Source organism: Paraburkholderia saeva (assembly GCF_907164555.1).
Classification (GTDB): Bacteria; Pseudomonadota; Gammaproteobacteria; order Burkholderiales; family Burkholderiaceae; genus Paraburkholderia; species Paraburkholderia saeva.
This window is the reverse complement of sequence record NZ_CAJQZC010000004.1, coordinates 94337-113206: the sequence shown is the minus strand read 5'-3', so window position 1 is coordinate 113206 and position 18870 is coordinate 94337. Positions and strand designations below refer to the sequence as shown.

Genomic DNA, 18870 nt, shown 5'->3' with positions numbered 1-18870 from the left:
GTGTAAGTGATGCAGGCGATCTACTGACCCGCGCGCCGCAACGCCTTTCCGCGCGCCTCGCCAAGATGCGCGAGCGCTTTGATCAGCGATGTGGTCTTTCCCGATCCTGCGCCTGCCACCATCACGAACGAGCGCGGAGGCACCTGAGCGAGACAATTGCGGACATCGATGTCGGCCTGAGTGTCCGGGCTGCCGATGCGGCTCGTCATGCTACCACCGCGGCGATGACCGGATCACCAGCCGGCTGCCCCTCCTGATCGCCATCATCAGGCTCGACCGGAGGGGCAATCTCGCCCTCGAGCCAGCGCAGCCCTTCGGCGATATAGGCCGGTACCGACCATTGCGTCGGATCCTCGGCCAACAGAGCCAAGGCGAAATCGGTCTTGCTGAAGCTCTTCGCCTGGACCCGCCGATGGATGCGCCGGGTTAGCTCAGTCAGATTCTTGTTGTCGGGTCGGGCGATGCGAAGCTGCAGAGGCTTGCGCGCGATATCCTGGCACCAGGCGAGGTTCTCGAGTACGAATGCCTCTTCGAGCGTGCGACCGGCCAAAGCTTGTGTCTCACCTGCCCATGTCACATTGGTGCGGCACTGATAGCCGACGCGCACGATTGCCTCGCTGTTCACGCTCCGTGCCTGCGTCTTCTGGTCGTCTGTAGCATCCCAAAGCATGGCCACGGTGTCGCATTTCGGCAGCCATTGCAGCAGGGTCTGGTTCGAGGTCACAGCGCCGGGATGACCCGCGATGCATACCTTGCCGGGCCTGCCTTCTGCTGCGGCACCGGCTTCAGCGGCTTCGTCGTCCTCATCTTCCTCCTCGGGCTCAGCCCCCTCGTCGCCAGCCTGCGCCGGTGCCGCGGCGTCCGCGCGGTTCTCTAAAGCGCCAGCAACGGGCACCGGGGCCCCGAAGACGCTGTCCAGGTCCGTGATGATGAGGGTCGTGAGACCGAGGAACTCGATCAGTGCCTTAAAGCGATGGCCGAAGGCGCCGCCTATCTCGAGAACAGTCAGGTATGTCGACTGCAGGCGTGGCGCCGCATTGGCGATCATCTGCGGCAGCAGCAGCCGTTCAACATTGCCTTCCACAAGCACCGCCCCATCTGCGAAGAACAGGTCGCAGTGGGTGAGCTTGAGATAGCGTTCGAGGAAAGTCCGGACATCGTGGTCGGTTGCGTCGTAGAACACCGACATGTTCAGCACGGCCGAGGTCGAGACATGCTCGGCGCGGCTGCGGCGGAAGTAGCGAATTGGCCGGAAACCGCGCTCGTACAGAATGTGAGTTGAATGGGTCGTGACGACGACCTGGCTTGTATAGTGTGTTCGATCCTCCGCGCCCAAGGCGAGAATGGACATCACCTTGCGGATGAAGGCCTGTTGAAGCTGGGCGTGCAGATGGGCTTCAGGCTCCTCGATGAAGATGAGGTGCACAGGCGGCCTGTTACCCTCGATTGCAAGCCATTGAGCATGAAGGTCAAGGAGTTCGACCACCATGAAGATCAGGTTCTTGAAGCCAAGACCGTTGTAGCTGTCGGGCAGTGTCGGCGGCTCCGGTGCGCCGTCGTCCGGGCCGAGCGCATAATGCACCCGCGCGCCGTGCGGGCTGCTCATGATGGATGCGGGATCGAGCGCCGAGCGAATCACGAGCCGCGGATTGCTGAGACCGGGATAACCGAGTTGCGCCAGACGCTGCAGGGTCGGCTCGAACACCCGCTCAAGATGCTCGTTCAGCGAAACCTCAGACTCGGCAAGCGCCCGCAGCGCCACAAGATCCTCGCCCTTCTGCTCGAGGTTGCGTTCGTAGAAGCGGCTCAGCACGCGCGAGAGGGTCTCGGCCCGCGCGCTGCCCGGCGCGTCAGCAAGATGCCGCTGCGCATGCAGGAAGTCGATGCGCAGCAGACCATTGAGAATGTCGCGCCCGCTGCGATCACGCCCGGTCAGGGGCACGGGGGCATAATCCTGCTGTGCGACCATGTTCGCGTCGAACCGGGTGGGATCGAGCACGTAGTGGCGAAGCTCATATTCGTCGTTCAACCGGTCGCGCAGATAGTCCTGCAAATTGTGCGGCGAGGGATCAAATTCAAGGCCCTCTCCGCCGGCAACGGCCTCGAGTGCGCGTCGCCGCGCCTCGGCGTACCGCGCGCGGGTCGCCTCGGAATCGATGGGTGCGAACACCACCCTCATCCCCACCAGCGAACCTTCCCATGCCAGGCTGGGCAGCAGATCAACCACCCGGTGGATGTCGTCAGCATTGATCTCCAGCCAGATATCGGCCTCGATCGTGGGCAGGAGCGCATCGGCATCGCCTTCGCCGTACGCCACGATCTGCGGCCACTGATCGGCGCTGAAATCATGGACGCTGAACTTTCCCCGCTCAGTGAAGAGCTGCAGCGCATGGCCGACAGATGTTTTTCCGCTGTTATTCGCGCCGACGAAAATCGAGATATCCGAAGCGAGATCAATTACGACGTTGCGCAGGCGTCGAAAATTGCACAAGGCTAGCTTTTTTAGGTGCATCCTACCCCCGGGTTAATCGCACACCACATTTTCGTCTTGCCTACGACCTAATGTTATCTCCGAAAGCACGAATTCACGAGTAAGCGCGCATCCGTTTTCAAGTGCCATCTCGGGCAAATGGACGCCCGCCATCGGCTCCTCGAAAGCCGGGGCGATTTAGATTGGGCTGCATTTAGTTCCACTGCAGACACATCAGCCCCTTAGCCAACGACGGTTCCGCTCGCCGAATGCCTCATGCTGAAAGGCACAACGCAAGCTGCTTTCTTCGTGGTCGCTCTCCGCATACAGCCACTTCGTATCGACGACACGACCATTCGCTTCGGTGCGAACATTGGCTCCTATCACATCTGCTTACAGGCTTCCAACCTTGCGCGCAAGTTCGAGCGCAACAGCATTCTGATCGGCAACTAACCACTTCAGAAACTCTTTAAAGGATGTGAACGCCAATTCGTTGGCACGTAGAGCTACCCCATCTCTTTCCCATACCGTATGCAGCAGCGAGGCAATGGCACTCCCGGAATCACGTCGAGGAGCAATTCGAAGCATCCTCTCTCTCTCCATTGCCATATACGCTTCCGCTATCAGATCAATCCGGACCGGGTCCGCACAATCCTGTTGCAACCAGTCCGAAAGCGCCGCCATCTGCGAAAAGGACGAGCCAGCGATTTCTCGGGTCCATCGGCGAAGTTGTGGAATGCTGCGTATCACCAACGGCTGGTGCCGGACGAGCCACGCTCTCCGGTTGGCGTGGTCGATGCCGATCAATGCCTGCCACGCATCATATTCATGGGACCAGCTTTCGGCGGACGAACGAACTGATTTTTCGAGCACGTACTCAACCATCGCGGTTCGCGTTGCTTCAAAATGCGCGCCCGCTGGATCACGGGATAACCCTGCTTCATGGAATGACTGGAGCACCATTTCGCTCCAGTGGTGCCAGTCAGCCGGTAGCCTGAGCACCGGCTCCCAGACCGACCTCGGCGATTCAGCCTCGCGCATTTGCGCGAGCACGGAGCCCACGCCATCGAGTATCCATCGCTCATACTCGTATGGATACTTCTGATCATCCCGGCCCGTATGTACCCGGCTCAGGATAAAACCCAGCGCAGACTGCCAGAAACTCACCCATTCCTTCCGTTCCTGATCGTCAATCGCGTCGTCGAGACCGGGCAACCACATATGAGTTACACGGACCAGCTCCAAGTCCAACATATAGTGTGGTAGGTAGTGCCGGCGGATGGCATCTACTTCAAGATAATCTGCCGTGCTATCCATGTCGCTCCACGCATGGCTCCCCGCTTCCAGCGAACCTTCAATGAATCTCCCTACAAGATGGTTAGCCCACGGATCCAGACTGCGCTGAAAGCTGCTCACCTGTTCTTTCGATAGTACCTTCTCGTACGCGCTGTACTGTTGCACGAACTGAATTCGTGCGCGCATGTTCGCGACGTGGAAGATGAAAGTCCTCAACTGGGCAAAGTCCTTTCGGGCAGATCTACGTTGTTTCGCGCATCGTGAAACGATGATATTCAAAGCAGCATAGTGTGGCGCGAGAATAAAAAGCCTCGCCAGCATGTAGCGATACTGCCGGTTATCTGGCTCCGCGAGCCAAAGCTGCGCAATCAGCTCCGCCGCGAAACAATCCCAAGTCCAGCTTGCCACGCTATCGCGAACATCAAACTGCCGAATCTGAATCGGATTATCGATGGCGTACGCAAGCCTTTCCACACACCACTGCTTGCGCTCAGGGTATTCGTCGAGCCAATCTCCCTGCTGTCGAAAAAGAAGAGCGATAGCGGCCATCTGCATGTCAGCCTCCTCGTTTTCGTGCTCGAGTTGCGCAGCCGACTTCAGTGGTCTTTGTTGCTCCGGTTCTTCGAGCTCTTGTGAAGTAGAATTTCGTCCACCCGTAACCCTGTTCACAACAGAACGACACATGAACTTGAACCAATCGATGATGATGCCAAATAACCGCCGCGCCAGTGAAGGAACAACGACATCTTCCTTCTCCGGTTCCCCCTCGGACGGAGGGCTCTGGTCCACTGATAGTGCGGCCGAGTCCTGATACAAGGGGTCAAGAAGACTCCACACATCTGTCAGCTCTTCGCGACTCAGGCGTTTCTCTTCATCGAAGTAACGGCGCGCCTGCACCGGAAGCATCGTCATCCGCATCTTTCGCTGTTGCGCCTCGCGCTCCGGCCGCTGGGCAACGTGCCGTTCATACGCTCTCAGGTTAACTACCTGCAATTGCCCATCGTCATCGCGTGAAATCTGATAGTTATTGATATCGAACGCTTCGATCATCTCCCGGAGATGCTCCTGCATATTTTGATCCAATATGTCAGGAAACATTAATTGCCACTTCAACCGCGCTTCCGTAAGAAAGGTCCGGCATGCTTCGTCGAAGAAAAACAGTCTTACCGCCAGCGCTACCATGTCCATCTCTCGATGAGGCAGGTTGTGAAACTCCCGCGCGGCCTCAATGAACCAGCGCGGCTGCCGGAACGCAAACATCAGCAGATGCTGCCGACCATAGAAGCCATGCCTTCGGTCCCACAGATAAAGTTCAGGTACGGATAGCAGAGGGCGCAGCACCGAACCAAATAGAGACCGCTCACGCTTTCCGACATCGCAGAGCACTTTGAGAACCGCAACACTGCGCGTTCGCTGCAACACCGCATCCAGTTTCTCCGCGACCGGACGTTCCGCGTCCAGTTCGTTATAAAAATATTTTTCCAAGGCCATCAAGGCTGGACCAATCGCCGACGGTGGATTTTTCCCTGACCACCCGTAGACGCGATCATCGCCAAGGAGAAGTCTGGTCTCGCTAGCCAATGTCAGTGCCGTCTTTCCCGGTGGCCGCGTGGCGTCTTCCAGGAACGCCGACATGGCCCCAAGATCAGCCTCCGCGGGCTGAGAGCGGTATTCCTCAGCGGCAAGCTGTGTGTAGTACATCCAGCGCTCACTGGCGAAATCGACCAGGCGTGCAATCGTCTCTAACCCCTCGCTAAAATCACATTGCAGAAGTGACAAAAATGGACCCTGCGTGAAAAGCGGGATGCTCCAGTCATCTCCATGATGCAGGTCGAGATCATGACTATGATGGACATGGTTGTGCCAGTCGAAACGTCGGCGTTTCTTCAGCATCACAGCCAGAATGATTTCACGCGCGACGGCAGGTCGAATCCGCATTAGCGGGATGAGCGCTCCCTCATCAAGTATTGCGTCCCGGAAATCGTCATCGACGCGTCCATGGGGACCGTCCGGCCATGGCTCTTCGGGAGCTGCCGTGGAATCGTACCGGGGATCGAACGTAATGCCGAAGGGAAGCATTTCGTCCCCCACATCATCGTTGTCCTCTTCGCTGCCATCGCGCATCGCAGCTTTCAATGCGAACCTGGCGACTTCATCAGGGTAATGAGCAGCGCCCGCAAGCGCTGTGCGATACAGCAGCTTCCTTCTGGCAACATGCACGGTCCGGTCGCGCCATCCACGATGCGCGACCTCGCCGAGAAGCAGACCGATCGTTGCCATTTCCTTGCGAAATGGGAAGTCCTCAGGCGTATGCCTGAACCAGAGGTCTGCAATTTTCGCGACTTCCTCGGCTGCGCATGCCACGACGTCGTTCCTGTTCCTGAACAGGAATCCAAGCATCGGTGGCCAATCCCCCCACGTGGGCGAACGCAGGCGCGACGCAAGGCGAGGATTCAACGGCTGCCCATCAGTTTCGTATCGAACGTCAGGGACGGTGGCGGATGCTAAAAATCTGCCCAGAAGTCTTCGCAGGTCAGCACCGTTTTCCGCGAGCAGGTCCGCCTTCAGCCTGTCGAGTATTTCAGAGGGGTCAGCTGAAAATATGGCGGCTTCCAGCAGCAGATCGTTCGCGATCGTATTGTCTTCCGCGTTCAGGACCCGTCTGACCGAGCGCCAACGATCCACGTCGTTGCCATTTTCGAGAAGATATGTGCCATACAGACGGATCGCGCGGTGCCAGAGCGGCGAGTTGATTCTTGTCCCAATAAAACGGGGAAAGTCATCGGCATGCGAAACAAGTATCCGTAACCTTCCCCAATCGCCGAACAGATCGTGCGCGAACCTGATTCTCCCCTCGGGAGTCGTCTGGCACACACCATCCAGTCTTAGGGCCTCATAGGGCGTCAATTCAGCTACTTCAAATGCATCAAGCGGGAGAGCCGAACGGAGCTCATTCGCTTCCTTCTCCGCAAGCATCATCGCGAACCGCTCACGTGCGTGCGGGGTATCGCCACTGCGCACATAACTGTCCCAGTACCAGGCGGCAACGTCCGCTTCCCCAACCCATCCGGACGTTTCGACGTTATTGCCCGCCGATATCCGTGTTGCAAGCAGATCCAGTATTTTCAGATTGCCCCATAGCGATTGAAGCTTCTTCCTTGACTTCAGGCGCGCGGTTCCAGGAATGGCATCCCAGACCGGACGAAGAGCATCTGCCGACCAGGTTTCTACGTTGATGCACGGCCAATCACTCACCGGGAGCCCGGCGTCCGTCAGGCTGTTCCTCAATCGCGGCCAGTCATGTGTCTGGCACGTGACAATCGTCTTCCACGGAGTCGCCGCCTCATCAACTTGCACAAACCGCATCAATGTCGCAACCAGCCGCATCGCGCCTGGCACATACAAACGATCGAACCCATCGAGGACAATCAGGCGTGTGTGGCTTGATACCGACCGAAACAACTCTTCAAGCGTATGGGCCAACCCCAAGTCTGACTGAAACGCTGCGAAGTCAGGTTTGTCGAATGATGACGGATTGAACCACAGGACCGCTTCGCCGCTGCTCTCAAGTGTCTCAGCAAAGGCCTTCACTGCAGCAGACTTGCCGACACCCGAATCCCCGGTCAAAACAGCTCCATTATAATCGTCCAGTGCTTCCCGCAGCGCGGACCGAAGGTCGGTATCTTGGAGCCGAATTTCTTTACCGATGGTATCCCTAACGAGTGCCATATTCGCATTCGTGAGCGAACGCAGACGGTTCCAGTCATCGCGGTAATCGGGAAGCTCGAGAATCCCGAACCGGGCGGGAAGCCGCTGTAACAGGGTCTGCCTGTCGATCCCTTTAGCTGTGGTCCGGTAGTCGGCCGTTATTCCGAGAATGCTATGCCACATGGCCTGCGCGTCCTCGTATCGTCCACTCCGCAATATCCGTCGGCATGCTTCAACGGCACGCTTTTCGGATTCCGACACCTGCGCATCAAAGTCGAACTGAAGGAAGCGCAGACGGTTCAACAACCTCCCGGTGTCGGTGCCTGTGGCCCCCTTGCGATTTGCCAGGTCAACCGGACAGTGAAAACTGCCGAACAACGACCGCCTGGCATCGCTAGCCCAGCCCTCTTGCGCGTACCTTCCGGGAAGCAGGTCACTGGACGTCGCATTGGCCGTGGTCAACACGAACTCCAACGATGCGCGAAATTCAACGTCGAGAGGCGTCGTCACAAGACCCATGTAGTCACGTAGCCGATCGAAGATACTGGAGCCTTCGTGCAGATACTGGGCCCAGACTGTTTCAACAAAATCGGAAGGCGCGCTGACCGTGCCGAATTGGGTATTGCTTTTGATGGACCACGCGAAGCGATGCGGACCGTTCTGTCCGTGCGTCGTCAGAAGCACGTCATCCAGAAACCATCCGTCTGGCCGCGTCTGAAAGTCAATTCTGGTCGCCGCTCCCAGAATCGGTTCAAGCGGGGCTTCACCGCAAAGCATCTGAACGACGAACCAGGCGCAAACCTTATCTTCGAACAGAAACCCACCGCCACTCGTGCTCTTCGGAGGCGCCACGTTTTTCGTCATGGAATATCCTGGGTTATTTCAGTGCAGTGAACCGGAACCTGAGCGCCCGTTAGGTATTCGCCTTGGCGGACATCCTCCTGAGAAGAGGTCACTCGGCGATCCAGCTTACGCTGCTGTTGCCGCCCACCATGGCCGGCACTGGTGGCCGAACGTCGTCCTGATGTTGAACGCAACAAGCGCAGACGCCGGAGATTCCAAATTACTCGGCGGCATTTTAGACCGATGGGAGGAGGCGCTCCAACGTGTCAATGCCATCCCTGGAGATCAACGTGTTAACAAGTTCTTCCGATTCGAGCGTGAAGGGTTCGTTTGTATTATGGAACGAGAAAAAACCTTCCGCGAGAAGAATACCCGCCCGCGCGATCGCTTTTACATAGTCGGCGTCTGGTTCCTTTGGGAAGAACGCGGCACACGCCGCCATTCCCAACGCACACAGTCCCGAGGAGGCCGTACCGCGATGCCATTGCCAAATTCCCTTTGTCGGCCAGAAAGCATCGTCCTCCTCCAATAGCCTTCGCTTCCACTCTATGCGATCCATCATCCACTGCGGCGGCCGCAAAATTCTCCCCAAGCCGTCCTCAACTACGTGAGTACGGCCGCAACCATATAGGCTGGTTGGCGAGTCGCGAAAATAAGCCGTTGCCTTATCCCGCACATTTGCACGACGAAGTTGCTCGGACAGCGACCTGGTTACATCTTCCTGAGACGCGCCCGACGCAACGGCCCACATCGTTTGACCTAGCTTGAGACCCCGCGCGTATACCTCAGAGATGTCGAGAGGCACTCGACCGGAAAGTGGCGCAGGTAACCTGGGAAGACATTCGCCATCAAGCAGGACTGGAACTACACGCACCTCTTTTGAAGCCGAAATCTGCGCCAACATTGCGAGCTCGCGGTATACACCCGAGTCGACCGTGGACGCAGCCGCGATGTATTCCTCGTCGCACAGACAAAAGACGACAAGTGGCCGCCTTTGCAAAGCGTTCGATACTACTTCTTCGGGCACTTCGCCAAACGAAATGCTGCGACGATCCCAGAAAACTGAGAATTCAGTTGAAAGGGAGGTCACGATATCCGTTCGCAACTCCTCTTTCCTATCAAGCACTCCGCCCCAAGCATACGAAATAAAGACTGCTTTCTTGTCGTCCATGTCGCTTCTATCAGAATTTCCAATCAAGCAAACACTTCAAAATTGCTCGGCTCTCACTGCATCACTGCCGACAAATGCCACGTAACGACCCAGCAAAGTTCTGATGCGAGCCTAGCGCTCAACTTTAGCGGCACGAATGCCGCCCCGGTCTATGAGACAACTATTTCACCCAATTCGCAAAAGAGTTGTAGCCGTCGTCAGCTGACCAGCAGTAGGTCTTGAAGCCCAGAGAAGACAGCGATACGGTCTTGCCCCAACGTCCCTCCGGCGCTACCTGTCTGAGCTCATAAGCTCCGAACTCCGCAAACGGGATCCACTTGCCATCTTTCGCCTCCATCGGCTCGACGGACTTTCCGTCTGCACTATATTTCAATGCAAGATAATCAAACGGGTTCGGCCCGTTTGCTTTGATCTTCCCGTCCTTTCCCTTAATTTGGTTGATGTGTACACCAAACACGTGATTTCCACGCCAGATGCTATAGAAGATTTCATAGCGAACCCACGGACGAGCGTACGTCTGCGACCCGATCAGCACACAGGTGTTCGTCGTGTTTTCGAGGCCGTCGTGAATCAACTTTTTAAGCGCAGTTGTCCCCTTCTTCTTGCTCTCCTCCCAGATAGATGCATCGAAGAATCCTGCGTCTTCCCGGTCATCCTTTGCCACCCAATGATTGCGGACGACGTTCGCGCGAAAGTCGATTACATCCTGATAGTGAAAGCTGAAAAATACTCTCTTTACCATGAGTTTCCCCGTAAATTGGATAACGTACATATCCACCAACGTCGACCAGAAGGTCGGTCGGCTTCGGCGGCACTCCATCGCAACGTTCCCATCTCAGGCCGTACGTCGCGGGAACGCAACTGCCCAATAGATGAGCGGTGTCGTCAGCCACCATAATTCATCGAGCCCGGGTGATCAGTATCTTTTCCAGTCGGGCACACGCATACCATCCAAAAATCGGGATCGAACCGCAGCGAACGAGTCCTTGCCCGCTTCATTTCCCCTGGCCGCCATCTCGTCGATCGCCTCGGCATCATCGAGCTTGATCTCGATCGGGGTTTGCTGATTCACCCTGAGATGACGGGTTGGCCCCAGAAAGCTCTCGGCGAGAAGCAACGCGCCATGTTGCTGGGCCGCGAAGAAGAGATCCACGCTGTGCAAGGCCCACCCGGCCTTACCCCTTCCCAGCGAGTCCGTAAAATCGGACTCGCTACTCAATGTCCCGATGCTCAGGACGTCAATCCGGTCCAATGGGATCTTGAGATGCCGCACAGACTCTGCCAGCGCTGGCAGGATCGGATTGTTTGCCCAGACACCGCCGTCCAGGAAAACTTCCGGCACAATCGGCCCACTCCATAGCGATTCGTCAAAATAGGTCGGCGCGGCTGACGAAGCCAGCGCGGCATCAACTGCCGGTATATCTCTGAATGCAGTCCGGTCGGGACTGTGCGGCGTAACCAGCGCTTCAGCCTGCCCATGTTTGGCTCTCACCGTTGGAATGACCAGCCTGCACGACGAGTCCGACATCTTTCGGTCACCGTAGACCTGCTCCAACAAACCACGCAGTGTCGAGGACTCGTGCTTCGAGCGCAACCAGTGCCTCAGGGTCCTGTCTTTCGGGAAAATTTGCGGCCCCTTGTCCCGATAAAAATTCAGTATCTCACCTGGCTTGATTCCCAGCCCGAGACCAATCGCGAGAATGGCGCCGGTTGACGTTCCGGCCACCAGGTCAAAGTGAGAAACGAGGCTGTTCCCACCACCACTGCCGAGCATGTCATCCCACTTTGCCAGAACGGCTGCGGTAAAGGTTCCGCGCAATCCACCACCGTCAAGCGCAAGGATTCTGAAATTGCGTCCGCGATCGACGCTACGTCGCACAAGGGGCAAGCGCTTTAACTGGTTGATAATCGAACCGACGATGCTCTCAACGGAAGTTTCATGCGCAATCTTCCTGTTTTCTTCGTCGGGCAGCCCGTTTTGCAGGCTCGACAGCAATCCCGGATTGTCGTTTAGGTAGCCCGAAATGGCGCCGCCAAAGCCAGCGACGACAAAGGCGGGTTTGCCGAGATCAAGCATCACATCGAGTTCGGTCGGAACGCCGGCCTTGGCCTTGTTCGTATCCCACCATCTTCCACCCACGCAGATCACAACGTCGGATCGCTGCGCCATCCAGTCGCGCATCGGAGTCAGCTCGCCGGCATGCTCGCCCTCCGCCTCGGCAGGCACCACCTGGACCACAGCAAATTGCCGCTGCCTTTCTATCTCCTCGATCTGCTCAGGGGTCTGGGCATACTTCTGCGCGCGCACGAGCGTCAAGGCGCCGACTTCTCCGCCGGCGGCAATAAACGCCCGCGCGGCTTCTTCCAATGGTTCGGTAAAGCTCGGATGACTGCCGTGAATGACGGCGCCTCCTTCATTGAATATCGCTGTACAAAGCCGTTTGACGAATAGACATATTTCCTGGTTGTGCGCGTCCGGGACGGATCCCGACAGATGAACACGTACGCCTGCAAGAGGTTGTCTGGAAGGCATTGAGATATCCTGTTGATGAGCGGTTGAATTCGACGAATCGGTCGCCACCGCACTGCGGACAACATCCACGCAGCCTCATTGGGGCGACGTCGTGGCCAGGTCGTCATCGATCGCAGGGAAAGCTGCAACATGGACGCTAGTTGCGTCTGTCGAGCGACCCCGTATCGTCAAGGGAAGTAACGGGTCAAAACAGTGAGTCCGCCCTCGCCGAATGTCCATACAGATCGGCGATCTGCTGCTGAAACTGCGTCTGTCCTCCATAGCTGGGGTGTCTCACGCAGATCACAGGCACAGAACCGGTAATGCGATTCGCCGCAGCTGCGGCGTCGTTGCCGATGGCAACAATCCGGGCCGGCCGTAGCAGGACGATGAGTTGCTGCAGCAGTTCTTCCCCGGCGCGTCGTTCGCGGGCATTATGTTGCCGGTTGGAGAAGGGATCGCCCGCATCATGCGGATGAAGCGGGAAGACATTCCACAGAAAAATGCGAGCATCGATGTGCTCCAGCATGTTCCATATCACTGCCGCAGTCCGTTCCGACACCGCGCTGCCTTTCGTCGGGCGCTCTTCGGAAAGCTCAAGATTCCATCGTCTGGCATGCTGACTGATATGAACGTCGTCAGTCAGCGCCAGCCCTGTACGACGCCCTCCCCGGTATCCGAGGTCCCGCCCGATCCAGATTGCGTCCACTGGCTCCTGCACCGCGCACCGCACCATGGCGGAAAGCGCGGCCGCGCGGCGACGCGGCGCGTCACGCCGGTCATGCACTTCACAACGATCCGAATAGGGATTGAAACAGTCTTCAAACTGCAGCGAGGCCACTGCCTCAACAAACGGATGGTTCTTCATTCCTTTGGCTCAAGTGGCAGATAGGCAATGGTACGTTGTTCCCGGTTACCAACGATCCAGCCACCTTCATTTTCTTTCATTTGACGAAATACCGCATAGCCGTCCAGGATCGCCCGCTCCCAAAGCTTAAGCGGGCATTTTTCGACTTCGTAGCCGCTCACGAATTCAGCGATGGTCTTCAGGATCCCAAGAGAAACCTTCTTCTGGTTCTCGAAGAAATTGAGTTCCTTGGCCTTCGAGAAAATCCAAGCCGTGAGCCCTTCTTCAACAACGATCGCCCGCCCGCCATCCTGCTCTTCATCGTACCTCGAATTGCTCTTTCGCTTGTGCTTGATCAACGCGCGTATCACCGGCGACCAGTGCAATATCGCCGCATACGCGAAATGAAAGACGTCGTGAAACCGGTAACCATCGTGGTCCGCGATGTTGTCGGTCAGAGGATCCCCAATGAAAACGTCGTTCCACTGAAGGTAGCTCTTGCCGCTGCCGCGCTGATTGACCCTGATCCGGAATTCCCTGGGCAGCTGCTCTTCGCGTCCGAACGCCCTGTCGAAATCAAGGCTGGCCAGATCGGCCGTCCCGGGCTCCAGAAACGCCCCGCGCGCTTTCCGGATATTGCCACGCGCCACGTCCGAGAAAGCGAGTTTTGCCGCATGCATCGCATCCAGATAGGCCCGGGCAAATGCGACCAGACCGGCTCGATCCGGAGCAACCGATCCGAGCAGGGCTGCGGCCGACTGCCCCAGTCGCACCAACGTCGTGTCAAGCGGAACGGGAACGGCGACGGGCACCGCGATGTAGGCCATCGCGCCTTCCATGACGTCGCTCGCCGCTCCCACATTCCTGAAGTTGCCGTGATTCGCCGCCTCGGCGAACACTTCTTCAAGCGGGACGTCGAGACGTCGGCAGATGGCAGCCAGATACCACAGGGTATCGCCGAATTCTTCTTCCGCCGCCTTGCGGAAACCCGGGAAGGCGGATTGCTCGCGCACGTGCTTCTTGGCCGTCGTCATGATCCCGCCGACCTCGCCATACAGCCCTTGGAGCACAGGGCTGAAATCGCTCCGGCCAAGAACGTCCGTGGGTGCAATCTGCGCCGCGTAGTCGGACAGCAATAGGGTACCTTCCTTCTTCATCGATCACCTGCGAAGCGTTAACCATTCGAACGGCGCTCCCTGATACCCCGTCGCCCCCAGACTGCGAATCCACTGTTCAAGGCCGGCGACCAGCAATGGATCGTCGAACGTCGTCAGGCCAATCCCCGACTTGCACAGCAGGCGACCTTGCTGGTCTTTCAGGTCTTCGGGAAACGCCGGACCCTCGCCACCAAAATAGATAAAGTCGTCACTGACCAGCACCCGGTTTACACCTGTGTCCCTACACACGTGATCCGGATTGAGCGAACCGTCGGGCAGCGAGTGGAACGAATCGCGCTGTTCCCAAGGTGCCTGCGGCCCGTCCCTGAAGTAGATGTTGTCGCCACAACTTTGCTTGCGGCTCCCGTGACGAAACGGCTTCTTCGAGCCGAAACGCGGATCTGCGCCATATTCATCGAATGTGAGCGTGTCCGTGACCCGCATCGCGTACACCAGATGCCCGCCACGACGCACGCTTCGATCGTTGCTGCCGCTGCCAACCACCCAGTCGCCAACGGACGCGCTGCGCCGGATCGAGGGCTTGCAGGTGGCGAGGGTGCAGTAGCCGTAGAAGGGATTGGGTGCGAAACCGCTGTCGTAGCGCACCACGTAAGAGTGAACGCGGGCCATCAGCAGGGATGCCGCTTGAGGGGGACCGGATCGCAGGGGCCGCCATCCGGCTTTTCCCACGTGTCCTTGCCGTTGATCGCATCGATGATGGCATCGCCATTCCAGCCCACCATCGCATCGGCATACTGCTTCAACGCCTCGGGAAGATCGCATTCCTTCTCGCCATGCTCCCAGACACCGACGATACGCTTCCCCTGCTTGGCCGCATATTCGATCTCCCAGTTCACCCATTCACTGTCCTTCGTGAGCGGGGAGACGTAGCAGACGAACACGCCGGCCCAGTTGATCGCAGGCGCGAGGATCTGCGTCTTGATGTAGTGCTCGTCGGTCGCGTTGTTGAATTTTCCCGTGTGAATCGAGGAATCCCGGACGCCAACACCTTTTGGGGCCAGCAGATCCTTGAACTTCTGGAGCCCCGCATCGTCCTCATGGACGTGACTGATAAATACGTTTCTTTGTTCTGCCACTTCCCGCCCCCGTAGACTTATGACAAACATCGACGATCGTCACCGCTTTGCACGATCGACTGCATTTTGGAAAACTGTTCTCAATCTGATCATAAAATGGCCGCGATCGGCCGCTCCCCGAAACACAGTCAACTTGATCCGGACCAGCGCGACGACTGTCATCAGCCGCCACTTCCCGCACGGTCGATGCCATCCATTAGGAGTCCTGCTTCCTGGGAGGTGTCCAGAAACGATCCTCCACCGTATCGGGCTGCATGTCAGGCGTGGGATATCGCTCCTCTTTTACCGATATGTCAAGATGCCGATGGAACAGCGCGACATAGTCGTGATCATTCGACAAGTCCGCCGGCAGGTGCCCGATGCGTTCAGCCAGCAGCAGTGCCGCGCCGCCCGTTGAGAGCACCGGGATCACGCTGGCGTGCGGCTGATGTTGCCGGAACAGTTCATACTCTTCCACGATCCCGCCCATACCGCCGATAAACACGGCTGCCTTGAACTGGTTCTCGGAAAACATGCGCTCACGCATCAGGAGCAGGCTTTTGTCACGGTCCGCCTCCACGGCGTCGGTGAACGTGACGTTCTGGAATCGCGCGTTCTCTTCGGGAAACTCATCCCTGAAGAAGCTCGACTGATAAAGCCGGACCCACTTCTCGTACTGGACGCCAATATCCTGCGCGACGACCCAGATCATCGGCGTGATGGCGGGGTGACCGCCCCAGACCAGCGCCCGGCGACCGAGGACCACATGCACGAGCGCCGAGACGGCAGCAGCGATCGCCACGCTGTCGGCAGTCGCCGCATAGTCGGGTCCCCTGCGCGGATCTGGGACCCCGGCCGAAAGGAAGATGGCGTCGTTCATGATCAGTCTCCCCACGCAGCAAGTGTCCACCCCGCCTCGGAGACCTTGATCGCGCGAACCGCGCGGATATGCTCGTCAAGCCAGCGCAGATGCGAAGTCCAGGCATCGCGGATCCCGATGTGGTCATAGACGAGCACAGGGGCTTCGCGCTGCGCTGCACGCTGCGCCTTGTCTGCGACATCATGAAGCGTCTCCGCAGTGGGAATCCCAACGATCGGGTAGGCCCAGATCTTCCTGTCGTCAAGCAGGCGTAGCGCGATGGCGCGGTGCGCGCCGATCGCTTCTATCGAGCCACCGATCTTTTCGACATCCGCGCGCAACTTTCCGGTGATCGACATGTACCGCGAAGCAATGCTGCGACTGCGCAGTCGCTCGATCCGCAATACGATGGAATCAGCCGTTGCATGCGCGATCGGGCCATCAGCCCCTTCGAGATCGCCGACGTCAAGGTACACGGTCTCTGACAGGTCAGTGAGTTTCGTCGGGACGTGCTCAGGCCAGATGACGCGCAGAACCTGAATTTCCTTGGCCCTCGCCCGCCCGATTTCCTGACGGGTCCAGCGGCTGTCGAAATACTCGGGTGTATCGAGCATGACCATGACGTCCGAGTCAACGAGTCGATGCCAGAGCACATCCTGGAACGGATCACCGGGCCGGATGTCGTGCGTGTCGAGAAACACATCGAAGCCCCGCGATGACAGCAGGTCATGCAGTTGCAGGGCCGCCGCCCGCGACTCGGTCCGGCGATAGCTGACAAATACCCGTCGCTGGCGACGCAGCAGCCCAACGCATTCCAGCAACGCCGAGGCAAGCGCGGTCATTTCGGCATCGTCGTCGCGACGCGTCAGGCCATTCGCCGACTGGAGGAAGTCCGGAATCACTGCACCAAACGGCTGACCGGGCGAAACGGTCGGAATCACAGGCGCGCTTGCGGCGACGATCTCCCGCGCCCGTTCGACATCCCCCAGCGGCGCGCCGCCAAAATAGGCTGCTGCAAACGCAGCACGGACATCACGGGTCGGGATGGACGCCCCGTCGTGGATTACTACGTCGGCACCGAGCGTCATGCCGAAATCACCGATCATGCCTTCGATAGTTGCGCTCAGCCGATGCCGGTCGGAAGCCGTGGGGCTGCCCAGGATGGCCAGTTCGTACAGGCTCATAAGCTCAGTAACCCGCGGCCTTCGCCGCGGCCTCGATCCGTGAGGAAATATTGTTATACCGACGCTGACTCGTCTTTTGTGGCCCGACGGCAGCAGCCCCCTACGAAAAACCATTCGATTCGCATTCGTTCGTCTTGTGCCGCAGTCGAGGTAAGTGGCAAAAATGATAGATGATCTGCTGCGAAAAAGGAAAGAAGTACCTGCTCTGCCACCGATCTATGCATAGCACATAAACCCGACCGATGGGTCCGCGCCCGAAGGGCCGTGCGAAGAAAAAGCGAACTTGGGAAAATGCCCTAACTCAAATCACGCTCTGACCGACGCGATTCCATAGTTTCGCCCCCGGTCTTGATAGAGCAACGCCCCGCATCAGCGAAGGTCGCGATGAACAGAGCATATTAGTGGCCGTAACTGGCTTGCGGGCGGCACGTCGAGATGCTTCCCGCTTCGCCACCACCGTGCATTCAATACCTAGCGCCGCAGTCAAACCCGCGGCCATCGCGTAGTCACTGCCCGGTCAACTCGCAGCATGGCATGCACCCGACTCCCAGGTTCCCGCCCTTGACCCGCGACCGTAGCCGATAGCGGGCAGGCATCAAGGGGCGAGGGACCGTGTTGCCCGCACCCCTCCCTCGCCTTTTTCCTTGACGCCTGCCCGCTATCGGCTCCTCCAGTCGCACGGGCGGGAACCCGGGAGCCTAGCGGCAGCAAAGCCAACCCCGAGTTCCACCGGGAGGTGTCCAGCCGCAACGGCAAGTCACATCCCGTCGCCCGGTTCAGGTCCTCAACCTTGACTGTGGAGATTGCCATGCAACTCGCTTCCTCTTTCCGTTACGGCTCCCCGATGCTTCGCGCCGACTCCCCCTTGTCGGATGACCAGATTCGCCGCGTTGCCCCATCCATCTTTGCGGACGGCAAGCACGAAAGCCGCTCCGAACGCTACACCTACATTCCGACAATCGACGTCCTGCGCGGACTACGCAACGAGGGTTTCCAACCTTTCATGGTCTGCCAGACGCGCGTGCGACAGGACGACCGTCGCGAGTACACGAAACACATGCTTCGGCTTAGGCACGCCGACCAGATTACCGGCGAGGAAGCCAACGAAATCGTGCTATTGAACTCGCACGATGGCACCAGCAGTTACCAGATGCTCGCTGGCATGCTGCGCTTCGTCTGCCAGAACGGCATGGTGGCAGGCGACAACGTCGCCGATATCCGTGTCCCGCACAAGGGCAACATCGTCCAGAACGTGATCAACGGTGCATTCGACGTGCTCGACGGCTTCGACCTGATCCGCGAGCAGAAGGAAGGCATGTGTGCCGTCACGCTCGACCGCGACGAACAGCATGCATTCGCCCGCTCCGCACTTGCGCTGCGCTACGACCCGACCGACGCAGAGGCACCGGCCCCGGTTACCGACAGCCAGTTGCTCGCCCCGCGCCGCTTCGAGGATCGCCGCGACGACCTCTGGACCGTCTTTAACCGCGTCCAGGAAAACCTCACCAAAGGCGGCCTGCATGGACGTTCGCGCACGGGGCGCTCGATGTCCACCCGTCCCATCACCGGCATTGACCAGAACGTGAAGCTCAACCGCGCCCTCTGGATGCTCGCGGATGCAATGCGCCAGATGAAGGCATAGCAACGACAGGGTCGAGAAATCCGCTTCTACTCATCATCCATCAGGACTCCTCTCCGGGTCGAGTCCTGACGAAATCCGATAGTGTCCGGCCCGGAACTTTCTTTT

13 protein-coding genes are annotated in these 18870 nt (G+C 58.3%); 1 reads left to right on the top strand and 12 read right to left on the bottom strand.

Going from position 1 to position 18870, the window contains the following annotated elements; all coding sequences use genetic code 11:
• Positions 1 to 20 precede the first annotated feature (20 nt).
• From LPA36_RS11995 to LPA36_RS11940, 12 genes are all read right to left on the bottom strand, one after another.
• Positions 21 to 209, bottom strand: coding sequence for a hypothetical protein (locus tag LPA36_RS11995; RefSeq protein WP_228876729.1), 189 nt, complete (start codon positions 207 to 209; stop codon positions 21 to 23).
• Complete coding sequence (locus LPA36_RS11990; protein WP_228876727.1) at positions 206 to 2512, bottom strand: ATP-dependent nuclease; 2307 nt, start codon at positions 2510 to 2512, stop codon at positions 206 to 208. The genes LPA36_RS11995 and LPA36_RS11990 overlap by 4 nt, the downstream gene beginning before the upstream one ends.
• Positions 2513 to 2863: 351 nt before the next feature.
• Positions 2864 to 8338 carry an ATP-binding protein gene (locus tag LPA36_RS11985; protein ID WP_228876726.1) on the bottom strand — a complete coding sequence of 1825 codons (5475 nt, stop codon included), beginning with the start codon at positions 8336 to 8338 and terminating at the stop codon, positions 2864 to 2866.
• A 214-nt stretch (positions 8339 to 8552) separates the two neighbouring features.
• The gene (locus LPA36_RS11980; RefSeq protein ID WP_228876719.1) at positions 8553 to 9488 is read right to left on the bottom strand and encodes a toll/interleukin-1 receptor domain-containing protein; all 936 of its coding nucleotides are present in this window, start codon (positions 9486 to 9488) and stop codon (positions 8553 to 8555) included.
• A gap of 160 nt (positions 9489 to 9648) precedes the next feature.
• Entirely contained in the window at positions 9649 to 10230 is a 582-nt protein-coding gene (locus tag LPA36_RS11975) for a TIR domain-containing protein (protein ID WP_228876718.1), read from the bottom strand.
• A 174-nt stretch (positions 10231 to 10404) separates the two neighbouring features.
• Complete coding sequence (locus LPA36_RS11970) at positions 10405 to 12021, bottom strand: CBASS cGAMP-activated phospholipase (protein WP_228876716.1); 1617 nt, start codon at positions 12019 to 12021, stop codon at positions 10405 to 10407.
• Positions 12022 to 12205: 184 nt separating this feature from the next.
• Positions 12206 to 12868 carry a uracil-DNA glycosylase gene (locus LPA36_RS11965; protein WP_228876714.1) on the bottom strand — a complete coding sequence of 221 codons (663 nt, stop codon included), beginning with the start codon at positions 12866 to 12868 and terminating at the stop codon, positions 12206 to 12208.
• Positions 12865 to 14004, bottom strand: coding sequence for a nucleoside triphosphate pyrophosphohydrolase family protein (locus LPA36_RS11960; protein ID WP_228876712.1), 1140 nt, complete (start codon positions 14002 to 14004; stop codon positions 12865 to 12867). The genes LPA36_RS11965 and LPA36_RS11960 overlap by 4 nt, the downstream gene beginning before the upstream one ends.
• A 3-nt stretch (positions 14005 to 14007) precedes the next feature.
• A complete protein-coding gene (locus tag LPA36_RS11955) occupies positions 14008 to 14634 on the bottom strand; it encodes an Nmad2 family putative nucleotide modification protein (protein WP_228876710.1) in 627 nt (208 codons plus the stop codon).
• Positions 14634 to 15101, bottom strand: a complete 468-nt coding sequence (locus LPA36_RS11950; RefSeq protein ID WP_228877479.1) for a TIR domain-containing protein — start codon at positions 15099 to 15101, stop codon at positions 14634 to 14636. The genes LPA36_RS11955 and LPA36_RS11950 overlap by 1 nt, the downstream gene beginning before the upstream one ends.
• Before the next feature lie 196 nt (positions 15102 to 15297).
• Entirely contained in the window at positions 15298 to 15960 is a 663-nt protein-coding gene (locus tag LPA36_RS11945; RefSeq protein ID WP_228876708.1) for an SLOG domain-containing protein, read from the bottom strand.
• 2 nt (positions 15961 to 15962) lie between these two features.
• Entirely contained in the window at positions 15963 to 17123 is a 1161-nt protein-coding gene (locus LPA36_RS11940) for a toll/interleukin-1 receptor domain-containing protein (RefSeq protein ID WP_228876706.1), read from the bottom strand.
• 808 nt (positions 17124 to 17931) lie between these two features.
• Between LPA36_RS11940 and LPA36_RS11935 the strand changes: the two genes are divergently transcribed.
• Positions 17932 to 18765 (top strand): DUF932 domain-containing protein, encoded by an 834-nt coding sequence (locus tag LPA36_RS11935; protein ID WP_228876705.1) that lies wholly within the window; start codon positions 17932 to 17934, stop codon positions 18763 to 18765.
• The last annotated feature ends 105 nt before the right edge of the window (positions 18766 to 18870 follow it).

Excerpts from the sequence above, each read along its gene's own strand:
- LPA36_RS11985 (WP_228876726.1), bottom strand. The coding sequence starts at position 8,338 with ATGACGAAAAACGTGGCGCCTCCGAAGAGCACGAGTGGCGGTGGGTTT.
- LPA36_RS11965 (WP_228876714.1), bottom strand. The coding sequence starts at position 12,868 with ATGAAGAACCATCCGTTTGTTGAGGCAGTGGCCTCGCTGCAGTTTGAA.
- LPA36_RS11970 (WP_228876716.1), bottom strand. The coding sequence starts at position 12,021 with ATGCCTTCCAGACAACCTCTTGCAGGCGTACGTGTTCATCTGTCGGGA.
- LPA36_RS11940 (WP_228876706.1), bottom strand. The coding sequence starts at position 17,123 with ATGAGCCTGTACGAACTGGCCATCCTGGGCAGCCCCACGGCTTCCGAC.
- LPA36_RS11990 (WP_228876727.1), bottom strand. The coding sequence starts at position 2,512 with ATGCACCTAAAAAAGCTAGCCTTGTGCAATTTTCGACGCCTGCGCAAC.
- LPA36_RS11945 (WP_228876708.1), bottom strand. The coding sequence starts at position 15,960 with ATGAACGACGCCATCTTCCTTTCGGCCGGGGTCCCAGATCCGCGCAGG.
- LPA36_RS11995 (WP_228876729.1), bottom strand. The coding sequence starts at position 209 with ATGACGAGCCGCATCGGCAGCCCGGACACTCAGGCCGACATCGATGTC.
- LPA36_RS11955 (WP_228876710.1), bottom strand. The coding sequence starts at position 14,634 with ATGGCCCGCGTTCACTCTTACGTGGTGCGCTACGACAGCGGTTTCGCA.
- LPA36_RS11935 (WP_228876705.1), top strand. The coding sequence starts at position 17,932 with ATGCAACTCGCTTCCTCTTTCCGTTACGGCTCCCCGATGCTTCGCGCC.
- LPA36_RS11980 (WP_228876719.1), bottom strand. The coding sequence starts at position 9,488 with ATGGACGACAAGAAAGCAGTCTTTATTTCGTATGCTTGGGGCGGAGTG.
- LPA36_RS11960 (WP_228876712.1), bottom strand. The coding sequence starts at position 14,004 with ATGAAGAAGGAAGGTACCCTATTGCTGTCCGACTACGCGGCGCAGATT.
- LPA36_RS11975 (WP_228876718.1), bottom strand. The coding sequence starts at position 10,230 with ATGGTAAAGAGAGTATTTTTCAGCTTTCACTATCAGGATGTAATCGAC.